The 21,784-nt window shown below is 63.9% G+C and carries 17 protein-coding genes; 11 read left to right on the top strand and 6 right to left on the bottom strand.

Going from position 1 to position 21,784, the window contains the following annotated elements; all coding sequences use genetic code 11:
* The first annotated feature begins 96 nt into the window (after positions 1-96).
* The 9 genes from pcaR to pcaC all read left to right on the top strand — a co-directional run bounded on the left by pcaR (position 97) and on the right by pcaC (position 9,852).
* Positions 97-987 carry a pca regulon transcriptional regulator PcaR gene (gene pcaR, locus HU763_RS19705; protein WP_225931900.1) on the top strand — a complete coding sequence of 297 codons (891 nt, stop codon included), beginning with the start codon at positions 97-99 and terminating at the stop codon, positions 985-987.
* 420 nt (positions 988-1,407) lie between these two features.
* Positions 1,408-2,754, top strand: a complete 1,347-nt coding sequence (pcaK, locus tag HU763_RS19700) for a 4-hydroxybenzoate transporter PcaK (RefSeq protein WP_186685255.1) — start codon at positions 1,408-1,410, stop codon at positions 2,752-2,754.
* A gap of 228 nt (positions 2,755-2,982) precedes the next feature.
* A complete protein-coding gene (locus HU763_RS19695) occupies positions 2,983-3,843 on the top strand; it encodes a CoA transferase subunit A (RefSeq protein ID WP_170032241.1) in 861 nt (286 codons plus the stop codon).
* Positions 3,840-4,619: a CoA-transferase subunit beta gene (locus HU763_RS19690; protein WP_186685253.1), complete on the top strand. Its 780-nt coding sequence runs from the start codon at positions 3,840-3,842 to the stop codon at positions 4,617-4,619. The genes HU763_RS19695 and HU763_RS19690 overlap by 4 nt, the downstream gene beginning before the upstream one ends.
* Positions 4,616-5,821, top strand: coding sequence for a 3-oxoadipyl-CoA thiolase (pcaF, locus tag HU763_RS19685; protein WP_186685515.1), 1,206 nt, complete (start codon positions 4,616-4,618; stop codon positions 5,819-5,821). The genes HU763_RS19690 and pcaF overlap by 4 nt, the downstream gene beginning before the upstream one ends.
* 173 nt (positions 5,822-5,994) lie before the next feature.
* Positions 5,995-7,284 carry an MFS family transporter gene (locus HU763_RS19680; RefSeq protein ID WP_186685252.1) on the top strand — a complete coding sequence of 430 codons (1,290 nt, stop codon included), beginning with the start codon at positions 5,995-5,997 and terminating at the stop codon, positions 7,282-7,284.
* A 9-nt stretch (positions 7,285-7,293) separates the two neighbouring features.
* Positions 7,294-8,646, top strand: coding sequence for a 3-carboxy-cis,cis-muconate cycloisomerase (locus tag HU763_RS19675; protein ID WP_186685251.1), 1,353 nt, complete (start codon positions 7,294-7,296; stop codon positions 8,644-8,646).
* 11 nt (positions 8,647-8,657) lie between these two features.
* Positions 8,658-9,449, top strand: coding sequence for a 3-oxoadipate enol-lactonase (gene pcaD / locus HU763_RS19670; protein WP_186685250.1), 792 nt, complete (start codon positions 8,658-8,660; stop codon positions 9,447-9,449).
* A 10-nt stretch (positions 9,450-9,459) separates the two neighbouring features.
* Positions 9,460-9,852 carry a 4-carboxymuconolactone decarboxylase gene (pcaC, locus tag HU763_RS19665; RefSeq protein ID WP_170032225.1) on the top strand — a complete coding sequence of 131 codons (393 nt, stop codon included), beginning with the start codon at positions 9,460-9,462 and terminating at the stop codon, positions 9,850-9,852.
* A gap of 60 nt (positions 9,853-9,912) precedes the next feature.
* Here pcaC and HU763_RS19660 read toward each other — a convergent pair whose 3' ends face one another.
* From HU763_RS19660 to ttgA, 5 genes are all read right to left on the bottom strand, one after another.
* Positions 9,913-10,425 carry an Mpo1 family 2-hydroxy fatty acid dioxygenase gene (locus tag HU763_RS19660; protein WP_186685249.1) on the bottom strand — a complete coding sequence of 171 codons (513 nt, stop codon included), beginning with the start codon at positions 10,423-10,425 and terminating at the stop codon, positions 9,913-9,915.
* A gap of 200 nt (positions 10,426-10,625) precedes the next feature.
* Complete coding sequence (locus tag HU763_RS19655) at positions 10,626-11,879, bottom strand: OprD family porin (RefSeq protein ID WP_186685248.1); 1,254 nt, start codon at positions 11,877-11,879, stop codon at positions 10,626-10,628.
* Positions 11,880-12,237: 358 nt separating this feature from the next.
* Positions 12,238-13,692 (bottom strand): AdeC/AdeK/OprM family multidrug efflux complex outer membrane factor, encoded by a 1,455-nt coding sequence (locus HU763_RS19650; RefSeq protein WP_170032216.1) that lies wholly within the window; start codon positions 13,690-13,692, stop codon positions 12,238-12,240.
* Positions 13,689-16,841 carry a multidrug efflux RND transporter permease subunit TtgB gene (gene ttgB, locus HU763_RS19645; RefSeq protein ID WP_186685246.1) on the bottom strand — a complete coding sequence of 1,051 codons (3,153 nt, stop codon included), beginning with the start codon at positions 16,839-16,841 and terminating at the stop codon, positions 13,689-13,691. Before ttgB ends, HU763_RS19650 begins: the two co-directional genes overlap by 4 nt.
* Before the next feature lie 3 nt (positions 16,842-16,844).
* Positions 16,845-17,999, bottom strand: coding sequence for a toluene efflux RND transporter periplasmic adaptor subunit TtgA (ttgA, locus tag HU763_RS19640; RefSeq protein ID WP_186685244.1), 1,155 nt, complete (start codon positions 17,997-17,999; stop codon positions 16,845-16,847).
* Positions 18,000-18,256: 257 nt separating this feature from the next.
* Between ttgA and ttgR the strand changes: the two genes are divergently transcribed.
* A complete protein-coding gene (gene ttgR / locus HU763_RS19635; protein WP_170032208.1) occupies positions 18,257-18,889 on the top strand; it encodes an efflux transport transcriptional regulator TtgR in 633 nt (210 codons plus the stop codon).
* Positions 18,890-18,955: 66 nt separating this feature from the next.
* Here ttgR and HU763_RS19630 read toward each other — a convergent pair whose 3' ends face one another.
* Positions 18,956-20,407: an MDR family MFS transporter gene (locus tag HU763_RS19630; protein ID WP_186685242.1), complete on the bottom strand. Its 1,452-nt coding sequence runs from the start codon at positions 20,405-20,407 to the stop codon at positions 18,956-18,958.
* A gap of 420 nt (positions 20,408-20,827) precedes the next feature.
* On the opposite strand from HU763_RS19630, the gene HU763_RS19625 reads away from it, so the two are divergent.
* On the top strand, positions 20,828-21,697 hold the full coding sequence (locus HU763_RS19625) for an isocitrate lyase/PEP mutase family protein (RefSeq protein WP_170032202.1): 870 nt from the start codon (positions 20,828-20,830) through the stop codon (positions 21,695-21,697).
* Positions 21,698-21,784 lie beyond the last annotated feature (87 nt).

The raw sequence follows: 21,784 nt of genomic DNA, 5'->3' as shown, positions 1-21,784 counted from the left end.
CTGAGAAAGGTATAAGCAAAAGTGTCAGCGGTCAATTGCGATTATCGGCCGTTTGTTCGATAATCGCACGAGCTGGCGATTTTTTTGAGGTATGCAATGAGCGACGAAACCCTGGCCAACGATTCCGTCAATCCAGAGTCGGCCACTCCAGAGCAGGCACGATCTGTCTCGACAGCCCTGGCTCCACCGATCGTGGCTTCCCCGGCCAAGCGCATCCAGGCCTTTACCGGTGACCCGGACTTCATGACCTCCCTGGCCCGTGGCCTGGCCGTGATCCAGGCTTTCCAGGAGCGCAAGCGCCACCTGACCATCGCCCAGATCAGCCACCGCACCGAAATTCCCCGGGCTGCGGTGCGCCGTTGCCTGCATACGCTGATCAAGCTGGGTTATGCCACCACCGACGGGCGTACCTATTCGCTGTTGCCCAAGGTGTTGACGCTGGGGCATGCATACCTGTCATCGACGCCGCTGGCGATTTCTGCCCAGCCTTATCTGGATCGCATCAGCGACCAGTTGCACGAGGCGGCCAACATGGCTACCCTCGAAGGTGACGATATTCTTTATATAGCCCGCTCAGCCACGGTGGAGCGGCTGATTTCGGTCGATCTGTCGGTGGGTGGGCGCTTGCCGGCCTACTGCACCTCGATGGGGCGCATCCTGCTGGCGGCGATGGACGATACCAGCCTGCGCGAGTACCTCGAGCGCGCCGACCTGAAGGCGCGCACCAGCCGTACCTTGCACGACCCCGAGTCGCTGTTCGCTTGTATCCAGCAGGTACGCGCCCAGGGCTGGTGCGTGGTCGACCAGGAGCTGGAGCAGGGGCTGCGTTCGATAGCGGTACCGGTGTATGACGCTTCGGGGCAAGTGTTGGCGGCGTTGAACGTGAGCACGCATGTGGGGCGGGTGACGCGCAGCGAGCTGGAGCAGCGCTTCCTGCCGATTCTGCTGGCGGCCAGCCGCGACCTTTGCCACCAGTTGTTTGGTTAAGCCCGCTGCGGGCGCTTTGCGCCCGGCCTGCCGGCAAGCCTGGCTCCGACAGGTCAGCGCCAGCCCGATATTTCCCGACAACCTGTGGGAGCCGCGCGATTGCGCCGCAAAACGGCCGCTTTCAAATTTAGAACAGGCAAAACCCTTTCCTGTGCGATAAACGCACAGTGTCGTTCGCGACGAATTGCTTCACCTCCGCCCGCTGATTAATGTCTCTCGCAGCGGTCGGCCGTGCTGACCGAACAAGAAAAATCCAAGAGGCACTTAGCAATGAATACTGTCCCTTCGCTGGCGCGGCCGCACCCGCGCGCAGTCCCGTTGTATCCAGGCTGACGCAAGCCGCTTTCTCGCAATGATTGCCTTCTGTGCCGGTTTACCGTGTGCAGTGGCGTGGCTGTGCCCTCATTCTGGATAACAATAATGAACCAAGTGCAATCCAACGTCGGCAAAAGCCTCGACGTCCAGTCGTTCATCAACCAGCAGCCGCTGTCCCGCTATCAATGGCGGGTGGTGCTGCTGTGCTTCCTGATCGTCTTCCTCGATGGCCTGGACACCGCGGCCATGGGCTTCATCGCCCCGGCCCTGTCGCAGGAATGGGGGATCGACCGGGCCAGCCTCGGCCCGGTCATGAGTGCCGCATTGATCGGCATGGTGTTCGGCGCCCTGGGCTCCGGCCCGCTGGCCGATCGGTTTGGCCGCAAGGGCGTACTGGTCGGGGCGGTGCTGGTGTTTGGCGGCTTCAGCCTGGCATCCGCCTACGCCACCAACGTCGACCAGTTGCTGGTGCTGCGTTTCCTGACCGGCCTGGGCCTTGGCGCGGGCATGCCCAACGCCACCACGCTGCTTTCCGAATACACGCCCGAGCGTCTCAAGTCGCTGCTGGTAACCAGCATGTTCTGCGGCTTCAACCTCGGCATGGCCGGTGGTGGCTTCATTTCCGCCAAGATGATCCCGGCCTACGGTTGGCATAGCCTGCTGGTGATCGGTGGTGTGCTGCCGTTGCTGCTGGCGCTGGTGCTCATGGCCTGGCTGCCGGAGTCGGCGCGGTTCCTGGTGGTGCGCAACCGCGGCACCGACAAGGTGCGCAAGACCTTGTCGCCGATCGCCCCGCAGGTGGTGGCCGAGGCGGGCAGCTTCAGCGTGCCGGAACAAAAGGCGGTGGCCGCACGCAACGTGTTTGCGGTGATCTTCTCCGGCACCTATGGCCTGGGCACCGTGCTGTTGTGGCTGACCTACTTCATGGGCCTGGTCATCGTCTATCTGCTGACCAGCTGGTTGCCGACGCTGATGCGCGACAGCGGCGCGAGCATGGAGCAGGCTGCTTTCATCGGCGCGCTGTTCCAGTTCGGTGGCGTGCTGAGTGCGGTCGGTGTGGGTTGGGCCATGGACCGCTTCAACCCGCACAAGGTGATCGGCATTTTCTATCTGCTGGCAGGGGTGTTTGCCTACGCCGTGGGGCAGAGCCTGGGCAGCATCACCCTATTGGCTACCCTGGTGCTGGTTGCCGGCATGTGTGTGAACGGGGCGCAGTCGGCCATGCCGTCGCTGGCGGCGCGCTTCTACCCCACGCAGGGCCGGGCCACGGGGGTTTCGTGGATGCTGGGCATCGGCCGTTTCGGGGCGATTCTCGGGGCCTGGAGTGGCGCGACGCTGCTGGGCCTGGGCTGGAGTTTCGAGCAGGTACTGACGGCACTGCTGGTACCGGCAGGGTTGGCGACCATTGGTGTGATCGTGAAAGGTTTGGTGAGCCACGCTGACGCGACCTGATGTGACGGCCTGATCGCCGGCAAACCGGCTCCCACACGAGTGCGCCGACCGCCGTACCTGTGGCAGCTGGCTTGCCGGCGAAGGGGCCGCTACCGGTAACGAAAGGAGATAGGTAGGGATGCAATAATTTGTTCGATAATCGCACAAATAGTCGATTATCGGATTGTCAGCCCCCCGCGAGCCTCCTTAATCTGAGCTTACCGAAGCATCCTGACCAGGAGTCTCCAAATGGCCGCAATTCTCTCGCTTCACGAGGCCGTGAAGCAGTTCATCCAGGATGGCGATACCGTCGCCCTGGAAGGTTTCACCCACCTGATCCCGACCGCCGCTGGCCACGAAATCATCCGCCAGGGCAAGCGCGACCTGACCCTGGTGCGCATGACCCCCGACCTGATCTACGACCAGCTGATCGGTGCCGGTTGCGCCAGCAAGCTGATTTTCTCCTGGGGCGGCAACCCGGGTGTCGGTTCGCTGCACCGCCTGCGGGATGCCGTCGAAAAGCAATGGCCACATGCCATCGAGATTGAAGAACACAGCCACGCCGACCTGGCCAACGCGTATGTTGCCGGTGCCTCCGGCCTGCCCTTCGCGGTGCTGCGTGCCTACGCCGGTTCCGATCTGCCGAAGGTCAACCCGCTGATCAAGAGCGTGACCTGCCCGTTCACCGGTGAAGTGCTGGCTGCGGTGCCGTCGGTGCGCCCGGACGTGACCGTGATCCACGCGCAGAAGGCGGACCGCAAGGGCAACGTGCTGCTGTGGGGGATTCTCGGTGTGCAGAAGGAGGCTGCCCTGGCCGCCAAGCGTTGCATCGTCACCGTCGAGGAAATTGTCGACGACCTGCAGGCACCGATGAACGCCTGCGTGTTACCGACCTGGGCCCTGAGCGCAGTGTGCCTGGTGCCGGGTGGGGCACACCCGTCCTACGCTCACGGCTACTACGAGCGTGACAACCGCTTCTACCAGGCGTGGGACCCGATCGCCCGTAGCCGCGAATCGTTCACCGCCTGGATCGACACCTACATCCGCGGCACTGCCGATTTCAACGAATTCAAGGCCAGGCTGGCCAGCACTGCGGAGGCCGCACAATGAGCTACTCCACTTCCGAAATGATGACCGTCGCCGCAGCCCGGCGCCTGCGCAATGGTGCAGTGTGCTTCGTCGGCATCGGCTTGCCGTCCAAGGCCGCCAACCTGGCGCGCCTGACCTCGTCGCCTGACGTGGTATTGATCTACGAATCCGGCCCGATCGGCGCCAAGCCAAGCGTGCTGCCGCTGTCGATCGGCGATGGCGAGCTGGCCGAGACTGCCGACACCGTGGTGCCAACTGGCGAGATCTTCCGCTACTGGCTGCAAGGTGGGCGCATCGATGTCGGTTTCCTTGGTGCCGCGCAGGTCGACCGCTTCGGCAACATCAATACCACCGTAGTCGGTGACTACCACGCCCCGAAAACCCGCCTGCCGGGTGCCGGCGGCGCACCGGAGATCGCCGGTTCGGCCAAGCAGGTGCTGATCATCCTCAAGCAGTCTCCGCGTGCCTTCGTCGACAAGCTGGATTTCATCACCTCGGTCGGCCACGGGGAAGGCGGCGACTCGCGCAAGCGTCTGGGCCTGCCAGGCGACGGCCCGGTCGGCATCATCACGGACCTGTGCATCATGGAGCCGGAAGCCGGCACCAACGAGTTCGTCGTCACCGCCATCCACCCAGGTGTGAGCCGTGAGCAGATCATCGCTGCCACTGGCTGGGCGATCCGCTTTGCCGACGATGTGCAGACCACCGCCGAACCCACCGAAGTCGAGCTGTCCGCCCTGCGCGACCTCGAAGCCCGTACCGCCGCGGCGCATGGCCAGGCGGCAGGAGAAGCCTGATGCGCGACGTATTCATCTGTGATGCCATTCGTACCCCGATCGGCCGCTTCGGTGGCGCACTGGCTGGCGTGCGCGCCGATGACCTGGCCGCCGTGCCGCTGAAGGCGCTGATCGAGCGCAACCCGAGCGTGCAATGGGAACAGCTCGACGAGGTGTTCTTCGGCTGCGCCAACCAGGCCGGTGAAGACAACCGCAACGTGGCGCGCATGGCACTGTTGCTGGCCGGCCTGCCGCAGAGCATCCCCGGCGTCACCCTGAACCGCCTGTGCGCCTCGGGCATGGATGCCATCGGTACCGCCTTCCGCGCCATCGCCAGCGGTGAAATGGAGTTGGCGATTGCCGGCGGCGTCGAGTCGATGTCGCGCGCCCCGTTCGTCATGGGCAAGGCCGAGAGCGGCTACTCGCGCAACATGAAGCTCGAAGACACCACCATTGGCTGGCGTTTCGTCAACCCGATGATGAAGAGCCAGTACGGTGTGGATTCGATGCCGGAAACCGCCGACAACGTGGCTGACGATTACCAGGTTTCGCGCGCCGACCAGGACGCCTTCGCCCTGCGCAGCCAGCACAAGGCCGCCGCTGCCCAGGCCGCCGGGTTCTTTGCCGAAGAGATCGTGCCGGTGCGCATCGCCCACAAGAAGGGCGAAACCGTTGTCGAGCACGACGAACACCTGCGCCCGGAGACGACCCTGGAAGCCCTGGCCCGGCTCAAACCGGTCAATGGCCCGGACAAGACCGTCACCGCTGGCAACGCTTCGGGTGTGAATGATGGCGCTGCGGCGCTGATCCTGGCATCGGCCGAGGCGGTGCAGAAGCACGGCCTGACCCCACGTGCCAGGGTCCTGGGCATGGCCAGCGCCGGGGTCGCGCCGCGGGTGATGGGCATCGGCCCGGTGCCGGCGGTGCGCAAGCTGACCGAGCGCCTGGGGCTGGCAGTGCCGGATTTCGATGTGATCGAGCTTAATGAAGCCTTTGCCAGCCAAGGTCTGGCAGTGCTGCGTGAACTGGGCGTGGCCGACGATGCGCCACAAGTGAACCCCAACGGTGGCGCGATCGCCCTGGGCCACCCGCTGGGCATGAGCGGTGCGCGCCTGGTGCTGACGGCGCTGCACCAGTTGGAGAAGAGCGGCGGGCGTAAAGGCTTGGCGACCATGTGTGTGGGCGTTGGGCAAGGGTTGGCGTTGGCCATCGAACGGGTTTGACCTGTACCGGCTTCTTCGCGGCCATGCCTGCTGTCACAGGGGAACCACGCCTCCTGCTGTGGGTGTGGGCATGCCGGCGAAGAGGCCGAACCTTAGACACGAGGCCAAGGCGGAACGAGCGTGTTACCAGGTGTGTCTAGAATTACCTGCGACCCTCCAGGAGTGAACTCACCATGACTTCAACCTATTACACCGGCGAAGAACGCAGCAAACGCATCTTCGCCATCGTTGGTGCCTCTTCAGGCAACCTGGTGGAATGGTTCGACTTCTACGTCTACGCCTTCTGCGCCATCTACTTTGCCCCGGCTTTCTTTCCCTCCGACGACCCTACCGTGCAGTTGCTGAACACGGCGGGCGTGTTTGCCGCAGGCTTTCTGATGCGCCCCATTGGTGGCTGGATCTTCGGCCGCCTCGCTGACCGCCATGGTCGCAAGAATTCCCTGATGATCTCGGTGCTGATGATGTGCTTCGGCTCGCTGATGATCGCCTGCCTGCCCACCTATGCCAGCATCGGCACCTGGGCCCCGGCATTGCTGTTGCTGGCCCGCCTGATCCAGGGCCTGTCGGTAGGCGGCGAGTACGGCACCACCGCCACCTACATGAGCGAAGTGGCCCTGCGCGGCCAGCGCGGTTTCTTCGCATCGTTCCAGTACGTCACCCTGATCGGCGGCCAGTTGCTGGCGGTGCTGGTGGTAGTGATCCTGCAGCAGGTGCTCACCGAGGACGAGCTGCGCGCCTGGGGCTGGCGCATTCCGTTCGTGGTCGGCGCCATCGCCGCGCTGATCTCGCTGATGCTGCGCCGCTCACTGCACGAGACCAGCAGCGCCGAAGTCCGTCAAAGCAAGGAAGCCGGCACCATCAAGGGCCTGTTCAGCAACCACGCGGCGGCCTTCATCACCGTGCTCGGCTATACCGCCGGCGGCTCGCTGATCTTTTACACCTTCACCACCTACATGCAGAAATACCTGGTGAACACCGCCGGCATGACAGCGAAGAACGCCAGCTACGTGATGACCGGTGCGTTGTTCCTGTTCATGGTGCTGCAGCCGTTCTTCGGCATGCTCTCCGACCGCATCGGCCGGCGCAATTCGATGCTGCTGTTCGGCGCCCTGGGCACATTGTTCACGGTGCCGCTGCTGATGGCGTTGAAAACCGTGACCAGCCCGTTCATGGCCTTCGTGCTGATTACCCTGGCGCTGTGTATCGTCAGTTTCTACACCTCGATCAGCGGCCTGGTGAAGGCCGAGATGTTCCCGCCGCAGGTGCGTGCGTTGGGTGTGGGCCTGGCCTATGCGGTGGCCAACGCGGCGTTCGGCGGTTCGGCCGAATACGTGGCCCTGGGCTTGAAGACCCTGGGCATGGAAAACACTTTCTACTGGTACGTGACGGCGATGATGGCGATAGCCTTCCTGTTCAGCCTGCGCCTGCCGAGGCAGGCGGCGTACTTGCACCACGATGATTAAGGACGTGGCATGACCAACCAACTGTTCGACGCCTACTTCACCGCGCCGGCCATGCGCGAGATATTTTCCGACCGCGGCCGGCTGCAAGGCATGCTCGATTTCGAAGCGGCACTGGCCCGTGCCGAAGCTGCAGCCGGGCTGGTCCCGCACAGCGCCGTCGCGGCCATCGAGGCGGCCTGCCACGCCGAGCGCTACGACGTGCGCGCACTGGCTGACGCGATTGCCAGCGCTGGCAACTCGGCAATCCCGCTGGTGAAGGCGTTGGGCAAGGTGATTGCCAGTGGCGTGCCCGAGGCCGAGCGCTACGTACACCTCGGCGCCACCAGCCAGGATGCGATGGATACCGGCCTGGTCCTGCAGCTGCGCGCGGCCCTCGACCTGATCGAGGCTGACCTGGCCAGGCTCGCCGATACCCTGTCGCACCAGGCCTTGCAGCACGCCGATACGCCGCTGGTGGGGCGCACCTGGCTGCAGCACGCCACCCCGGTGACCCTGGGTATGAAACTGGCGGGTGTGCTGGGCGCCTTGACCCGCCACCGACAACGCCTGCAGGAACTGCGCCCACGCTTGCTGGTGCTGCAGTTCGGTGGCGCCTCGGGTAGCCTGGCGGCCCTCGGCAGCAAGGCAATGCCGGTGGCCGAAGCCTTGGCCGCTCAGCTCAAGCTGACTTTGCCCGAGCAACCCTGGCATACCCAGCGCGACCGCCTGGTTGAGTTCGCCTCGGTGCTGGGCCTGGTCGCCGGCAGCCTGGGCAAGTTTGGCCGCGATGTCAGCCTGCTGATGCAGACCGAGGCGGGGGAGCTGTTCGAGCCTTCCGCGCCAGGCAAGGGCGGCTCCTCGACCATGCCGCACAAGCGCAACCCGGTGGGTGCCGCTGTGCTGATCGGGGCGGCGACGCGCGTGCCGGGCCTGGTCTCGACGCTGTTTGCCGCCATGCCCCAGGAGCACGAGCGCAGCCTGGGCCTGTGGCATGCCGAGTGGGAAACCCTGCCGGATATCTGCTGCCTGGTCTCCGGTGCGTTGCGCCAGGCCCAGGTGATTGCCGAGGGCATGCAAGTGGATGCCGCACGCATGCGCGCCAACCTCGACCTGACCCAGGGGCTGGTACTGGCCGAGGCAGTGAGCATCGTCCTCGCCCAGCGGGTGGGCCGCGACCGCGCCCACCACCTGCTGGAGCAATGCTGCCAGCGCGCCGTGGCCGAGCGGCGTCACTTGCGTGCGGTGCTGGGCGACGAACCGCAGGTCAGTGCCGAACTGTCTGGGGAAGAACTCGATCGCCTGCTCGATCCTGCCCATTACCTGGGCCAGGCCCGCGTCTGGGTGGCCCGCGCCGTATCTGAACATCAACGTTTTACTGCCTGAAGGAGACCGCTGTGGCGCACTTGCAATTGGCCGATGGCGTTTTGAACTACCAGCTCGATGGCCCGGAAAACGCCCCGGTGCTGGTCCTGTCCAACTCGTTGGGCACCGACCTGGGCATGTGGGACACGCAGGTCCCGCTGTGGAGCCAGCACCTGCGGGTGCTGCGCTACGACACCCGTGGCCACGGCGCATCGCTGGTCACGCAAGGCCCCTACACCATCGAACAGCTGGGCCGAGACGTATTGGCCCTGCTCGACGGCCTGGACATCGCCAAGGCGCACTTCGTCGGCCTGTCGATGGGCGGCCTGATCGGCCAGTGGCTGGGCATCAATGCCGGCCAGCGCCTGCACAGCCTGACGCTGTGCAACACCGCCGCCAAGATTGCCAACGACGAGGTGTGGAACAGCCGGATCGACACCGTGCTCAAGGGTGGCCAGCAGGCCATGATCGACCTGCGCGACGCCTCCATCGCCCGCTGGTTCACCCCGGGGTTTGCCCAGGCCCAGCCAGCCCAGGCCCAGCGCATCTGCCAGATGCTCGCGCAGACCAGCCCGCAAGGGTATGCCAGCAACTGCGCGGCGGTGCGCGATGCCGACTACCGCGAGCAACTGAGCCGTATCCAGGTACCAACGCTGATCGTGGCCGGTAGCGAAGACGTGGTGACCACGCCTGAACACGGCCGCTTCATGCAGGCTGCGATCGAAGCTGCCGAATACGTCGACTTCCCGGCTGCGCACCTGTCCAACGTCGAGGTCGGCGAGCCGTTCAGCCGCCGCGTGCTCGACTTCCTGCTGGCTCATTGAGGATATCGGCATGGACGAGAAACAACGTTACGACGCCGGCATGCAGGTACGCCGGGCAGTGCTTGGCGATGCCCATGTGGACCGCAGCCTGGACAAGCTCAACGATTTCAATGGCGAGTTCCAGGAAATGATCACCCGCCACGCCTGGGGTGACATCTGGACCCGCCCGGGCCTGCCGCGCCACACGCGCAGCCTGATCACCATCGCCATGCTGATCGGCATGAACCGCAACGACGAGCTGAAGCTGCACCTGCGTGCAGCAGCCAACAACGGCGTGACCCGCGACGAAATCAAGGAAGTACTGATGCAGAGCGCGATCTATTGCGGCATTCCGGCGGCCAACGCCACCTTCCACCTGGCCGAGTCGGTGTGGGATGAGCTGGGGGTGGAATCACGTAGCTGACCCCTGCGCGGTTGAGCTGCGCCCCGGATGTTGGGTACCTGTCCATCATCAAGGGCGCTCCTACAACGAGCGCGCCACAACCGGGCCTGCGTTGCGCTCCACGGCCTGCTTCAGGGCCGGGCACAGGCCCAGCATGAACGCCGCTTCCGCCACCACGAACAGCGGCCCGATGATCAAGCCGCTGATGTCGTCGACAAACGCCGGTTTGCGGCCTTCGTAGTAATGGCCGACGAACTGGATGATCCAGCCCAGCACGAACGCTGCCAGCCCGCTGCCGAGCCACAGCGCCGTGGACTGTACTGCCAGCACCTGGCCGACCCACAGGCAAAGCCCCAGCAGCACGCCCATCACCAGCCCGAAGCGCAGGTCCAGGCGCAGGTAGAACCATACCGCGGCTGCCGCTGCCAGCATCGCCGGAGACAGCCACATGCCGGCCACGTCCCAGCCAGGGCGTGACAGCAGGATGGTGACTGCCAGTACGATCAAGGGAATGCCCACGAAGTGGGTGGCGATGTTGCGTGGGTCGCGGTGGTAGCTGGCGTATTGGCTCAGGTGGTCGACGAGGTTCTTCATGTTGTGCCTCCCTGGTTTGCCGGATCGGGGTGAATTGCCGGCACCGGCCTGTTCTCACAGGGTTCGCTGGAAACCTCGTGGCAGCGGGGTTAGCCGCGAAGCGGCCGGTGCAGCAACCGATATAGCTCAGGATAGACCGCTGCCACCACCATCATCAGCCAGGCGAATGGCAGTGGCCCGCACTGCCGTATCCAGCCTGTTCAAAGCAGGTTCAGCGGGTAACTTACAATCAACCGGTTCTCATCGAACGCGTTGGTGCTGAAGTCCCGGCGCATGGTGGAGTTGCGCCATTTCAGCGACAGGTCCTTGAAACTGCCCGATTGCACCACATAGGCCAGTTCGGTTTCCCGCGCCCATTCCTTGCCGTCGTCTACCCCGCCTGCGGTGACGTTGTCACCCTTGATGTAGCGGTTCATCAGGGTCAGGCCGGGCACGCCGACGGTGGCGAAGTTGAAGTCGTAGCGTACCTGCCAGGATCGCTCCTTGGCATTGTCGAAGCTGGAGTTGTAGCTGTCGTTGGCCAAGGTGCCGCCGCTGGTGCCGTTGACCCGCATCCAGGCGTTGTCGCCGCTGACCTTCTGCAGGCCGACATAGAAGGTGTGGCCTTGGTAGCGTGCCGAAAGCAGCGCCGAGGCGGTGCGGTTGTCCAGTTCGCCGGCGCGTTCGGCACCGTCTTCCTTGCCGGTGAAGTAGCCCAGGTTGGCGCCCAGGGTCCAATCGCCCAGCGGCTGGCTGTGCACCAGGTTGAGGTACTGCTGACGGTAGATGTCCTTGAGCTGCGCATCCCACAGGCCAATCATGGTGCGCTTGTCGTTGAAGGTGTACTCACCACCGGCAAAGTTGAAGCGGTCGGAGGTGAACGCCGCCTTGCCGTTCAGCGACATGTCTTCCATGCTGGCGTCGTTGCGCGGGCTGTTGCCGCGGAACTGGCCGGCATACAGGGTCAGGCCGGCGATTTCCTTCGAGGTCAGCTGGCCACCGCGGAAGGTCTGCGGCAACGAGCGGCCGTCGTCCGAGCGCAGGATCGGCAGTACCGGCATCCATTCGCCGACCTTCAGCTCGGTTTCGGACAGCTTGGCTTTCAGCGCTACGCCCAGGCGGCCGAAGTCATCGGCAGGGCGGCCATCGTCGTGCACCGGCAACAGGTGGGTGTTGGTGGTGCCTTTGCCGCCGTCGAGCTTGACCGAGTACAGGCCCAATACGTCCATGCCGAAACCGACGGTACCCTGGGTGAAACCGGAGCGGGCGTCGAGGATGAAGCTTTGCGTCCATTCCTCGGCCTTGGCCTGCGGGTGGGCCGGGTCGACGAAGTTGCGGTTGATATAGAAGTTGCGCAGGTTGAGGGTGGCCTTGGCGTCTTCCATGAAGCCACCCTCGGCGGCGAACAGCGGGAAGGCGCAGGACATGGCCAACAGGCCTGGCAGCAGCTGGCGTGCGGGTTGCAAAGTGCTCATCTGTCGTCGATCTCTTGTTTTTATGGGCGAGCCGGTGTGCTGCAGGATGCGGCCTGCAGGTGCGGGTCTGTGGGATGAACCGGGGCAACGTTGCGTGGCGAGGATGGTGCGGGGTGGGGCGGGGCTGAGGCAATTCGCCACAAACGGAAACGGGCGATAATCGAACGGAATGTTCCGGTTGGTTAATTGTTTTCCTGTGCAGGCCTCTTCGCGGGCTCGCCCGCTGCCACAGGATTACCACAGCCTGTGAAACGGTGGTGATTCTGTGGCAGCGGGCGAGCCCGCGAAGAGGCCAGAGCAGGCAACAGAAAACAAAAAGCCCACCGCGAGGGTGGGCTTGATGCTGTTGCTGTCTCGATCAGCCTTGCGGTGCTTCCACCGAGGCCTGCTGGTTGGCCTGCCCGGTCTGCTCGTACCAGCCACCGCCAAGCGCCTTGTACAGGTTGACCTCGCTGGTCAGCTGCGAAAGGCGGTCGCCGATCAGGGCTTGCTGGGCGCTGAACAGGTTGCGCTGAGCATCGAGGAAGGTCAGGTTGCTGTCGATACCGATGCGGTAGCGGCGTTCGGCCAGGCGGTAGTAGTCCTGGTTCGCCTGCACCAGGTCGCGTTGCGCCTGCAGCTGCTCTTCGAAGGTCTTGCGCGCCGCCAGGCCATCGGAGACTTCCTGGAAGGCCGTCTGGATGGTTTTCTCGTACTTGGCGACGTTGATGTCCTTCTGGATCTTCGAGTAGTCCAGGCTGGCCTTCAGGCTGCCGGCGTTGAAGATCGGCAGGTTGATCTGCGGCTGGAACAGCCAGGTACCTTGGCCACCCGAGAACAGGTGACCCATGTCCGGGCTCAGGCTGCCGGCATTGGCGGTCAGGCTGATGCTCGGGAAGAACGCTGCACGGGCCGCGCCGATGTTGGCGTTGGCGGCCTTGAGCAGGTGTTCGGCCTCCTGGATGTCCGGGCGCCGCTGGAGGATGTCCGACGGCAGGCCGGCCGGTACTTCGGCCAGCTGGTCGGCATTGAGCTCCAGTGGTTTGGGCAGGTCGGCGGGGATGCCGGTGCCCAGCAGCACGGTCAGGCTGTTGACGTCCTGGGCGACCAGGCGCTGGTACTGCGAGTACTTGACCCGGGCGCCTTCCACGGCGGTGCGCGCCTGGCTGACATCGAGTGCCGAGGCGACGCCGACTTCATTGCTGCGACGGGTGAGGTTGTAGCTTTCCTCGTAGGTCTTCAGCGTTTCTTCGGTCAGCTTGAACAGCGCCTGGTCGGCCTGCCAGGTGTAGTAGGCGTTGGCCACGCTGGCCACCAGGCTGATCTGCGTGGAGCGCCGCGCCTGTTCGCTGGACAGGTAGGTTTCCAGGGCCTGCTCGGTCAGGCTGCGTACGCGGCCGAACAGGTCCAGCTCGTAGGCACTCACGCCGAGGGTGGCCGAGTACTGGCTGCTGATGCCGGCTTCACCGGTTTGCGACATGTTCGCCGGCACCCGTTGGCGGCTGCCGCTGCCGTTGGCGGAAACCGCCGGGAACAGGTCGGCCCGCTGGATGCGGTACTGTGCGCGATAGGCATCGATGTTCAGCGCCGCCACACGCAGGTCGCGGTTGTTCACCAGCGCGGTCTGGATCAGCTGTTGCAGCGCCGGATCGTGGAAGAACTGGCGCCAGCCTTGTTCGGCAGCGGCAACGTCCGCCGACTGGGTCGGCGAGTAGGCAGGGCCTTGCGGCCACTGCGCGGCCACCGGCGATTCCGGGGTTTGGTAGTCAGGGATCAGCGAGCAGCCGCCGAGAATGAAAGCGGTTACCGCCAGGGACAACAAAGACTTGGTCATTGCCCAGCCTCATAACGTGGAGTTTCAGGGGTGGCGTCCTGTTCCGGCTGTTTGCTGCCGAACAGCGACGACACTGCGACGAAGAACAGCGGTACCCAGAAGATTGCCAGTACGGTCGCACTGATCATGCCGCCGATCACACCGGTGCCGATGGCGTGCTGGCTGCCGGCGCCGGCGCCACTGGCGATGGTCAACGGTACCACGCCGAGGATGAACGCCAGCGAGGTCATGATGATCGGGCGCAGACGCATGCGGCATGCCTCGATCGCTGCGTCGTACAGGCTGCGGCCTTGTTCGTGCAATTCCTTGGCGAACTCGACGATCAGAATGGCGTTTTTCGCTGCCAGGCCGATGGTGGTCAACAGGCCGACCAGGAAGTACACGTCGTTGGACAACCCGCGCAGGCTGGTGGCGATCAGTGCACCGATGATGCCCAACGGCACGACCAGTACCACGGCGATCGGGATCGACCAGCTTTCATACAGGGCTGCCAGGCACAGGAACACGAACAGTACCGACAGGGCGAACAGCGCCGGCATCTGCGAGCCGGAGAGCTTTTCCTCATAGGACATGCCGGTCCACGAGTAGCCGATACCGCTAGGCAGTTCGCCGGCGATGCGCTCGACTTCGGCCATGGCTTCACCGGTACTGTAGCCAGGTGCCGGTGCACCCAGGATTTCCATCGCTTCGACGCCGTTGTAACGCGACAGCTTGGGCGAGCCGTAGGTCCATTCGCCCTTGGCGAAGGAGGAGAACGGCACCATTTCGCCGGCGCCATTGCGCACGTACCACTTCTGCAGGTCTTCCGGGCTCATCCGCGCGTTCGGTTCGCCCTGGATGTACACCTTCTTGACCCGGCCACGGTCGATGAAGTCGTTGACGTAGCTGGCACCCAGGGCAATCGACAGGGTGTTGTTGATGTCGGCGATGGTCACGCCCAGGGCGCTGGCACGCTCGTCATCGATGGTCAGCTGGTACTGCGGCTCGTCGTTCAGGCCGTTCGGGCGCACAGCGCTGAGGATCTTGCTCTGCGCGGCCTTGGCCAGGAACTGGTTGCGTGCTTCCATCAGCTTGGCATGGCCGACACCACCACGGTCCTGCAGGAACACGTCGAAACCGGTGGCGTTACCCAGTTCCAGCACCGCAGGCGGGGCGAAGGCGAACACCATCGCATCGCGGAAGGTGAAGAAATGCTGCTGGGCACGTTGGGCCAGGGCGAACACGCTGTTTTCCTTGGAGCGTTCATCCCACGGCTTGAGCATGATGAATGCCATGCCCGAGCTCTGGCCGCGGCCAGCGAAGTTGAAGCCGTTGACGGTGAACACCGACGCCACGGTGTCGGCTTCGTCCTTCAGCAGGTACTCGCGCATCTGGTCGACCACCACCTGGGTGCGCTCGGCACTGGAGCCGGCCGGGGTCTGTACCTGGGCGAACAGCACGCCTTGGTCTTCTTCCGGCAGGAACGCGGTCGGGATGCGGGCGAACAGCCAGATCATGCCGACCACGATCAGTGCATAGGCCAGCAGGAACGGCGCCTTGTTGCGCAGGATGGCACCCACGCTGCGCTCGTAGCCGGTAACGCTGCGGTCGAAGTTGCGGTTGAACCAGCCAAAGAAGCCGCGCTTGGCCACATGGTGCTCGCCCTTCTTCAGCGGCTTGAGCATGGTGGCGCACAGGGCCGGGGTGAAGATCAGCGCCACCAGCACCGACAGGCCCATGGCCGAGACGATGGTGATCGAGAACTGCCGGTAGATCACGCCGGTGGAGCCGCCGAAGAACGCCATGGGCAGCAGTACCGCCGACAGCACCAGGGCGATACCCACCAGGGCACCCTGGATCTGCTCCATCGAGCGCTTGGTCGCTTCCTTGGGCGGCAAGCCTTCCTCGGACATCACCCGCTCGACGTTTTCCACCACGACGATGGCATCGTCGACCAGCAAGCCGATGGCCAGCACCATGGCGAACATGGTCAGCGTGTTGATGCTGAAGCCTGCTGCGGCGAGGATGCCGAAGGTACCCAGCAATACCACCGGGACGGTCATGGTGGTGATGATGGTGGCGCGGAAGTTCTGCAGGAACAGGTACATCACCAGGAACACCAGGACCACGGCTTCGATCAGGGTGTGGATCACGCCGCTGATCGACTCGGTGACCACCGGGGTGGTGTCATACGGGAATACCGCTTTCACCCCAGGCGGGAAGAACGGTTCCAGGTCGGCGATGGTCTTGCGCAGGGCCTTGGCAGTGTCCAGGGCGTTGGCACCGGTGGCCAGCTTTACCGCAAGACCGGAGGCCGGCTTGCCGTTGAACTGGGCGCTGACTGCATAGTTCTCGCCGCCCAGGCCAACCTGGGCGACGTCACCCAGGCGTACCTGCGAGCCGTCGCTGTTGACCTTGAGCAGGATCTTCTCGAACTGCTCGGCAGTCTGCAGGCGGGTCTTGCCGATGATGGTGGCGTTCAGCTGGGTACCCGGCATGGCAGGCAGGCCGCCGAGCTGGCCGGAGGACACCTGCACGTTCTGCGCGGCCACTGCGGTCTTGACGTCGACCGGGGTCAGCTGGAACTTGTTCAGCTTGGCCGGATCGAGCCAGATACGCATGGCGTACTGGGCACCGAACACCTGGAAGTCACCTACACCCGCAGTACGCGAAATCGGGTCCTGCATGTTGGAGACGATGTAGTTGGCCAGGTCGTCCTTGGACATGCTGCCGTCTTCGGACACCAGGCCGATCACCAGCAGGAAGTTCTTCACTGCCTTGGTGACGCGGATACCTTGCTGCTGCACTTCCTGCGGCAGCAGCGGGGTGGCCAGGTTCAGCTTGTTCTGTACCTGCACCTGCGCGGTGTCGGGGTTGGTGCCCTGCTCGAAGGTAGCGGTAATGGTCATGCTGCCGTCGGAGTTGCTTTCCGACGACACATAACGCAGGTGGTCGATACCGTTGAGCTGCTGCTCGATCACCTGTACCACGGTGTCCTGCACGGTTTGCGCCGAGGCGCCCGGGTAGGTCACGGCGATGGCAATGGCCGGCGGCGCGATGCTGGGGTACTGGTTGATCGGCAGCTTCAGGATCGACAAGGCGCCGACCAGCATGATCACCAAGGCGATCACCCAGGCGAAGATCGGGCGATCGATAAAGAACTTCGACATGGTTTACTCCGCTTTGGCGTCTGCTTTCGCCGCGTTGGCCTGATCGGGGCCTGCGGGTTTCTTGACGTTGGTGGCTTCGCTGACCTTGACCTCGACGCCCGGGCGCACGTACTGCAGCCCTTCGGTGATCAGGCGGTCACCGGGGTTCAGGCCTTCCTCGATCAGCCAGTCGCTGCCCAGGGTACGGTTGGCCTTGAGCTGGCGCAGTTCGACCTTGTTCTGCTGGTTGACCACCAGCGCGGTCGGCGCGCCTTTCAGGTCGCGGGTCACGCCCTGTTGCGGCGCCAGGATGGCGTTGGCGTTGACCCCGGCCTTGAGCCGCGCATGCACGAACATGCCAGGCAGCAGGGTGTGATCGGGGTTGGGGAACAGCGCACGCAGGGTGACCGAGCCGGTGGTCTCGTCGACCGCCACTTCGGAGAACTCCAGGCGGCCTTCCTGCTTGAACAGGCTGCCGTCTTCCAGCACCAGTTGCACCGAGGCGGCGTTGTCACCAGCCTTCTGCAGCTGGCCGCTTTCCAGGTCACGGCGCAGCTTGAGCAGCTCGGCGGTGGACTGGGTGACGTCGACGTAGATCGGGTCGAGTTGCTGGATGGTCGCCATGGCGTTGGCCTGGCCATTGCTCACCAGCGCACCTTCGGTGACCGCGGAGCGGCCGATACGGCCGCTGATCGGTGCCAGCACCTTGGTGTAGCGCAGGTCGATCTGCGCACTCTTCAGCGAAGCCTCGGCCTGCAATCGTTTGGCATTGGCGTCGTCGTATTCCTGTTTGGACACCGCCTGTTCGTCGATCAGCTGCTTGTAGCGTTCGGCCAGCGAGCGGGTGGCCTGCAGGTTGGCCTGGGCATTGGCCAGGTTGGCTTCGTACACGGAAGGGTCGATCTGGTACAGCTGCTGGCCTTCCTTGACTTCGCTGCCTTCCTTGAACAGGCGCTTGAGAATGATGCCATTGACCTGCGGGCGCACTTCGGCGACGCGGTAGGCACTGGTGCGCCCCGGCAGTTCCGAGGTCAGGGTGAAAGCTTGCGGCTGGATGGTCACGACGCCGACCAGAGGAGCCTGCGCCACAGGCGCTGCTTCTTCTTTCTTGCAGCCACTGAGCAGGGATGCCAGGGCGACGGCGGAAACCAGAGCGGTAACGGCTGGCTTGAATTGCATGAGGATCCTCGGGTCGCTGGAGCAGGGAGACGCTCAAGAGTAATGGAAGAATCTTGATCTGGAAAAATTGCTATCCAGTGGATAAATAGCTTGCTAAGGAATATACTTACATTCATGGTTGTTTGTAAATACCGCTGGGTTGTACTTGGGTACTGCCACAGCCCTTGATTAGCTCATCCGCGAGGCGCCCTGCAGAGGTGCTCCGGAGCATTTCCCGTACGCGCCGAGCGTTCGGGCCAGACGAGGTTGGTACTGCCATGGTCCGTCGAACCAAAGAAGAAGCCCAGGAAACCCGCGCCCAGATCATCGAGGCGGCGGAAAGGGCCTTCTACAAGCGCGGGGTTGCGCGAACCACCCTGGCCGATATCGCCGAACAGGCGGGTGTGACGCGCGGGGCCATCTACTGGCACTTCAATAACAAGGCCGAGCTGGTGCAGGCCTTGCTCGACAGCGTGCACGAAACCCATGACCACCTGGCGCGAGCGAGCGAAAGCGAGGACGAAGTGGACCCGCTTGGCTGCATGCGCAAGCTGTTGCTGCAAGTGTTCAACGAGCTGGTGCTCGATGCCCGAACCCGGCGTATCAATGAAATCCTGCATCACAAGTGCGAGTTCACCGATGACATGTGTGAAATTCGCCAGCAGCGCCAGGCTGCGGTGCTGGATTGCCACCAGGGCATCACCCTGGCGTTGGCCAATGCCGTGCGCCGCGGGCAGTTGCCAGGCGAGCTGGATGTCGAGCGCGCGGCGGTGGCCATGTTTGCCTATGCCGATGGCCTGATCGGGCGCTGGCTGTTGCTGCCTGACAGTTTCGACCTGTTGCAAGATGTCGAAAAATGGGTCGACACCGGGCTGGATATGCTGCGCTTGAGCCCGGCGCTGCGCAAATGACACTTTGTTAAGGATTGTTAGGGAGTGTTTCCTCTTTGTATTAAGAGAGGATTAATGCGGCGGCCTTCAGCGGCCGCGCAACTGCCGGTCTGGCAATGCCAATGCGGCAAACAGCCCCAGCACCGCCACCCCGGCACTCCCCATCAACAGCTGCCGGAACGTTTCCAGCAAGCGCGCCTGCGTCACCACGTCCACCTCACCGGCCTTGAGGCTGCCCAGCAAGGGATTGCCCAGCGACTCGAACCCGCCTTGCTGCAGCAGGGCCAGCAGCAGGCTGGACATGCATGCCACGCCCATGGCCCCGCCCAGCGAGCGGAACAGGTTGGTGGTGCTGGTGGCGACACCGATGTCCTGGCTGGCCACCGCGCTTTGCGTGCCCACCAGCGAGGTCGGAAACTGCAGCCCGCAGGCAATACCGGTCAGCAGCATGAACAGCGCGCTGAGCCCGCCCGCCTGTGGCGGGGTCAGGGCCATGGCCAAAATGGCCACTGGCATCAGCAGCGCACCGGCCAGGATCTGTGGCTTGTAGCGCCCGGTCCGGCTGGTCAGGCGGCCGCCAGAAAAGGCACCCACGGGCAAGCCCATCACCAGCGGTAGCAGATGCAGGGCAGCGCTGTCGGCACCGGCGCCGGTGATGCCCTGGAAGCGCAACGGCATCAGCATGGTCAGCGAGATCGACTGGAAGCTGGCGAAGAAAATGATGCCCCAGCACAGCACTGCCACACGGTTGCCGAACAGGCTGAGCGGTAGCAGCGGCTCCGGGCAGCGGCGCTCGTGGGCAATGAACAGCAGCAGGCCCAGCCCGGCACAGGCAAACAGGGCCAGTACGGCCGGGTCGGCCCAGGCGTGGCCTTGGCCGACCAAGGTGATGCCCAGCAACAGGCTGCCCAGGCCGAGGATCAATAGGACCGCGCCGAGATAGTCCACCTGCGCCTCGCGGCGTTGCGCCGGCATGCCGCCGAGCGCGCGGCGGATCGCCCACAGCGCGAGCAGTCCCAGGGGCAGGTTGATCCAGAACACCCAGCGCCACGACAAATACGCAGTCAGCCAGCCACCCAGCACCGGCCCGGCGACGCTCGCCACCGCGTACATGCTGCTGAAATAGCCTTGGTAACGGCCGCGCTCGCGCGGTGGTACGAAGTCACCGATGATCGCCTGGCTCACCGAAACCATGCCGCCCGCGCCGATGCCCTGCAGTACCCGGGCCAGCACCAGTTGCGGCATGTCCTGGGCCAGGGCGCAGGCGATCGAGGCCAGGGTGAACAGGCTGATGCCGGTAAGGATCATCCGTCGTCGCCCATACAGGTCGCCCAGTTTGCCGTAGATCGGCACGGCCACGGTCATCGCCACCATATACCCGGAGATGACCCAGGCCAGCAGGCCGACATCGTTGAACTGTGCCGAGATCGCAGGCAGCGAGACGGCGACGATGCTCTGGTCCAGTGCGCCGAGAAAGATCGCCAGCATCAGGGCGGTGAGCACGTTGCGCAGGGTGGTGGGTGGTAGGGCGGCGGTCACGGGAATACCTTGTCTGTGTATGGCGGCCTGTTCGCGGATATCGTTGGGCCTGAGGCCAGCGCCGTACTTGTGGGCGCGGCTCCATACGCGAAAAAGCCCTCGGATTGTAACCTGAGTTAGGTAGCTTCCTATGTACTATCTGCATCCCCTATGCAAGATCGGCATTGGCGCATTCATCCAGTGCTGCATGGCTGCGTGATATCGTTGGTATGCCACAAAGGCTGAAAACCGCGGTTTGCACCAGCTTGGTGCAACATTTTGCCGCAGCTGTTTTGCGCCTTTGTCTCCCACACCTTTTATTCCTCTGCCTGCATGTCGAGCATGACCGCCCAGATGGCGACGGTTGGAACAGGTCAGGTAGACCCGATTACAGGGGTCGGTAGTTACCGTTCGAATTTCAACTCATTTTGCGGAGTGATCATGCCCAAGGCTTCCCATCAAGATCTGCGTTTTGCCTTCCGCGAGCTGCTCGCTTCAGGTGCCTGTTACCACACCGCATCGGTGTTCGACCCGATGTCGGCACGCATTGCCGCAGACCTGGGCTTCGAGGTCGGCATTCTCGGCGGCTCCGTCGCTTCGTTGCAGGTACTGGCCGCGCCGGACTTCGCCCTGATCACCCTCAGCGAGTTCGTCGAGCAGGCCACCCGTATCGGCCGGGTGGCGCAACTGCCGGTGCTGGCTGACGCTGACCACGGCTACGGTAACGCGCTGAATGTCATGCGTACGGTCATCGAACTGGAGCGTGCCGGCGTGGCCGCACTGACCATCGAGGACACCCTGCTGCCAGCACAATTCGGGCGCAAGTCCACCGACCTGATCCCGGTCGAAGAGGGCGTCGGCAAGATCCGCGCGGCGCTGGAGGCGCGGGTCGATTCCTCGCTGTCGATCATTGCCCGGACCAACGCTGGCGTGCTGCCCACCGAAGAGATCATCGTGCGTACCCAGAGCTACCAGAAGGCCGGTGCCGACGGTATCTGCATGGTCGGCGTGAAGGACTTCGAGCAGCTCGAGCAGATTGCCGAGCACCTGACTGTACCGTTGATGCTGGTCACCTATGGCAACCCGAACCTGCGCGACGACGAGCGCCTGGCGCGCCTTGGGGTACGCATCGTGGTCGATGGCCACGCCGCCTACTTCGCCGCGATCAAGGCTACCTACGACTGCCTGCGGCTGCAGCGCGGCCAGCAGAACAAGTCGGAAAACCTCAGCGCCACCGAGCTGTCGCACACCTACACCCAGCCTGAGGACTACATCCGCTGGGCCAAGGAATACATGAGCGTCGAGGAGTGACAGCGCGACCTCTGTAGGGGCGGCCCTGGGTCGCGAAAGGCTGTACAGCAGCCCCGGCATTTTTTTTGATTTTGAACAGGATCCTGG

The organism is Pseudomonas anuradhapurensis, from assembly GCF_014269225.2.
GTDB classification, from domain to species: Bacteria; Pseudomonadota; Gammaproteobacteria; order Pseudomonadales; family Pseudomonadaceae; genus Aquipseudomonas; species Aquipseudomonas anuradhapurensis.
Note: the sequence above shows the minus strand (reverse complement) of the source record. Positions and strands in the feature narration are given on the sequence as shown.

Bases quoted from the DNA above. Each gene is read 5' to 3' on its own strand.
- pcaR (WP_225931900.1), top strand. From the start codon at position 97: ATGAGCGACGAAACCCTGGCCAACGATTCCGTCAATCCAGAGTCGGCC.
- pcaK (WP_186685255.1), top strand. From the start codon at position 1,408: ATGAACCAAGTGCAATCCAACGTCGGCAAAAGCCTCGACGTCCAGTCG.
- HU763_RS19695 (WP_170032241.1), top strand. From the start codon at position 2,983: ATGGCCGCAATTCTCTCGCTTCACGAGGCCGTGAAGCAGTTCATCCAG.
- HU763_RS19690 (WP_186685253.1), top strand. From the start codon at position 3,840: ATGAGCTACTCCACTTCCGAAATGATGACCGTCGCCGCAGCCCGGCGC.
- HU763_RS19680 (WP_186685252.1), top strand. From the start codon at position 5,995: ATGACTTCAACCTATTACACCGGCGAAGAACGCAGCAAACGCATCTTC.
- HU763_RS19675 (WP_186685251.1), top strand. From the start codon at position 7,294: ATGACCAACCAACTGTTCGACGCCTACTTCACCGCGCCGGCCATGCGC.
- pcaC (WP_170032225.1), top strand. From the start codon at position 9,460: ATGGACGAGAAACAACGTTACGACGCCGGCATGCAGGTACGCCGGGCA.
- HU763_RS19660 (WP_186685249.1), bottom strand. From the start codon at position 10,425: ATGAAGAACCTCGTCGACCACCTGAGCCAATACGCCAGCTACCACCGC.
- HU763_RS19655 (WP_186685248.1), bottom strand. From the start codon at position 11,879: ATGAGCACTTTGCAACCCGCACGCCAGCTGCTGCCAGGCCTGTTGGCC.
- HU763_RS19650 (WP_170032216.1), bottom strand. From the start codon at position 13,692: ATGACCAAGTCTTTGTTGTCCCTGGCGGTAACCGCTTTCATTCTCGGC.
- ttgB (WP_186685246.1), bottom strand. From the start codon at position 16,841: ATGTCGAAGTTCTTTATCGATCGCCCGATCTTCGCCTGGGTGATCGCC.
- ttgA (WP_186685244.1), bottom strand. From the start codon at position 17,999: ATGCAATTCAAGCCAGCCGTTACCGCTCTGGTTTCCGCCGTCGCCCTG.
- ttgR (WP_170032208.1), top strand. From the start codon at position 18,257: ATGGTCCGTCGAACCAAAGAAGAAGCCCAGGAAACCCGCGCCCAGATC.
- HU763_RS19625 (WP_170032202.1), top strand. From the start codon at position 20,828: ATGCCCAAGGCTTCCCATCAAGATCTGCGTTTTGCCTTCCGCGAGCTG.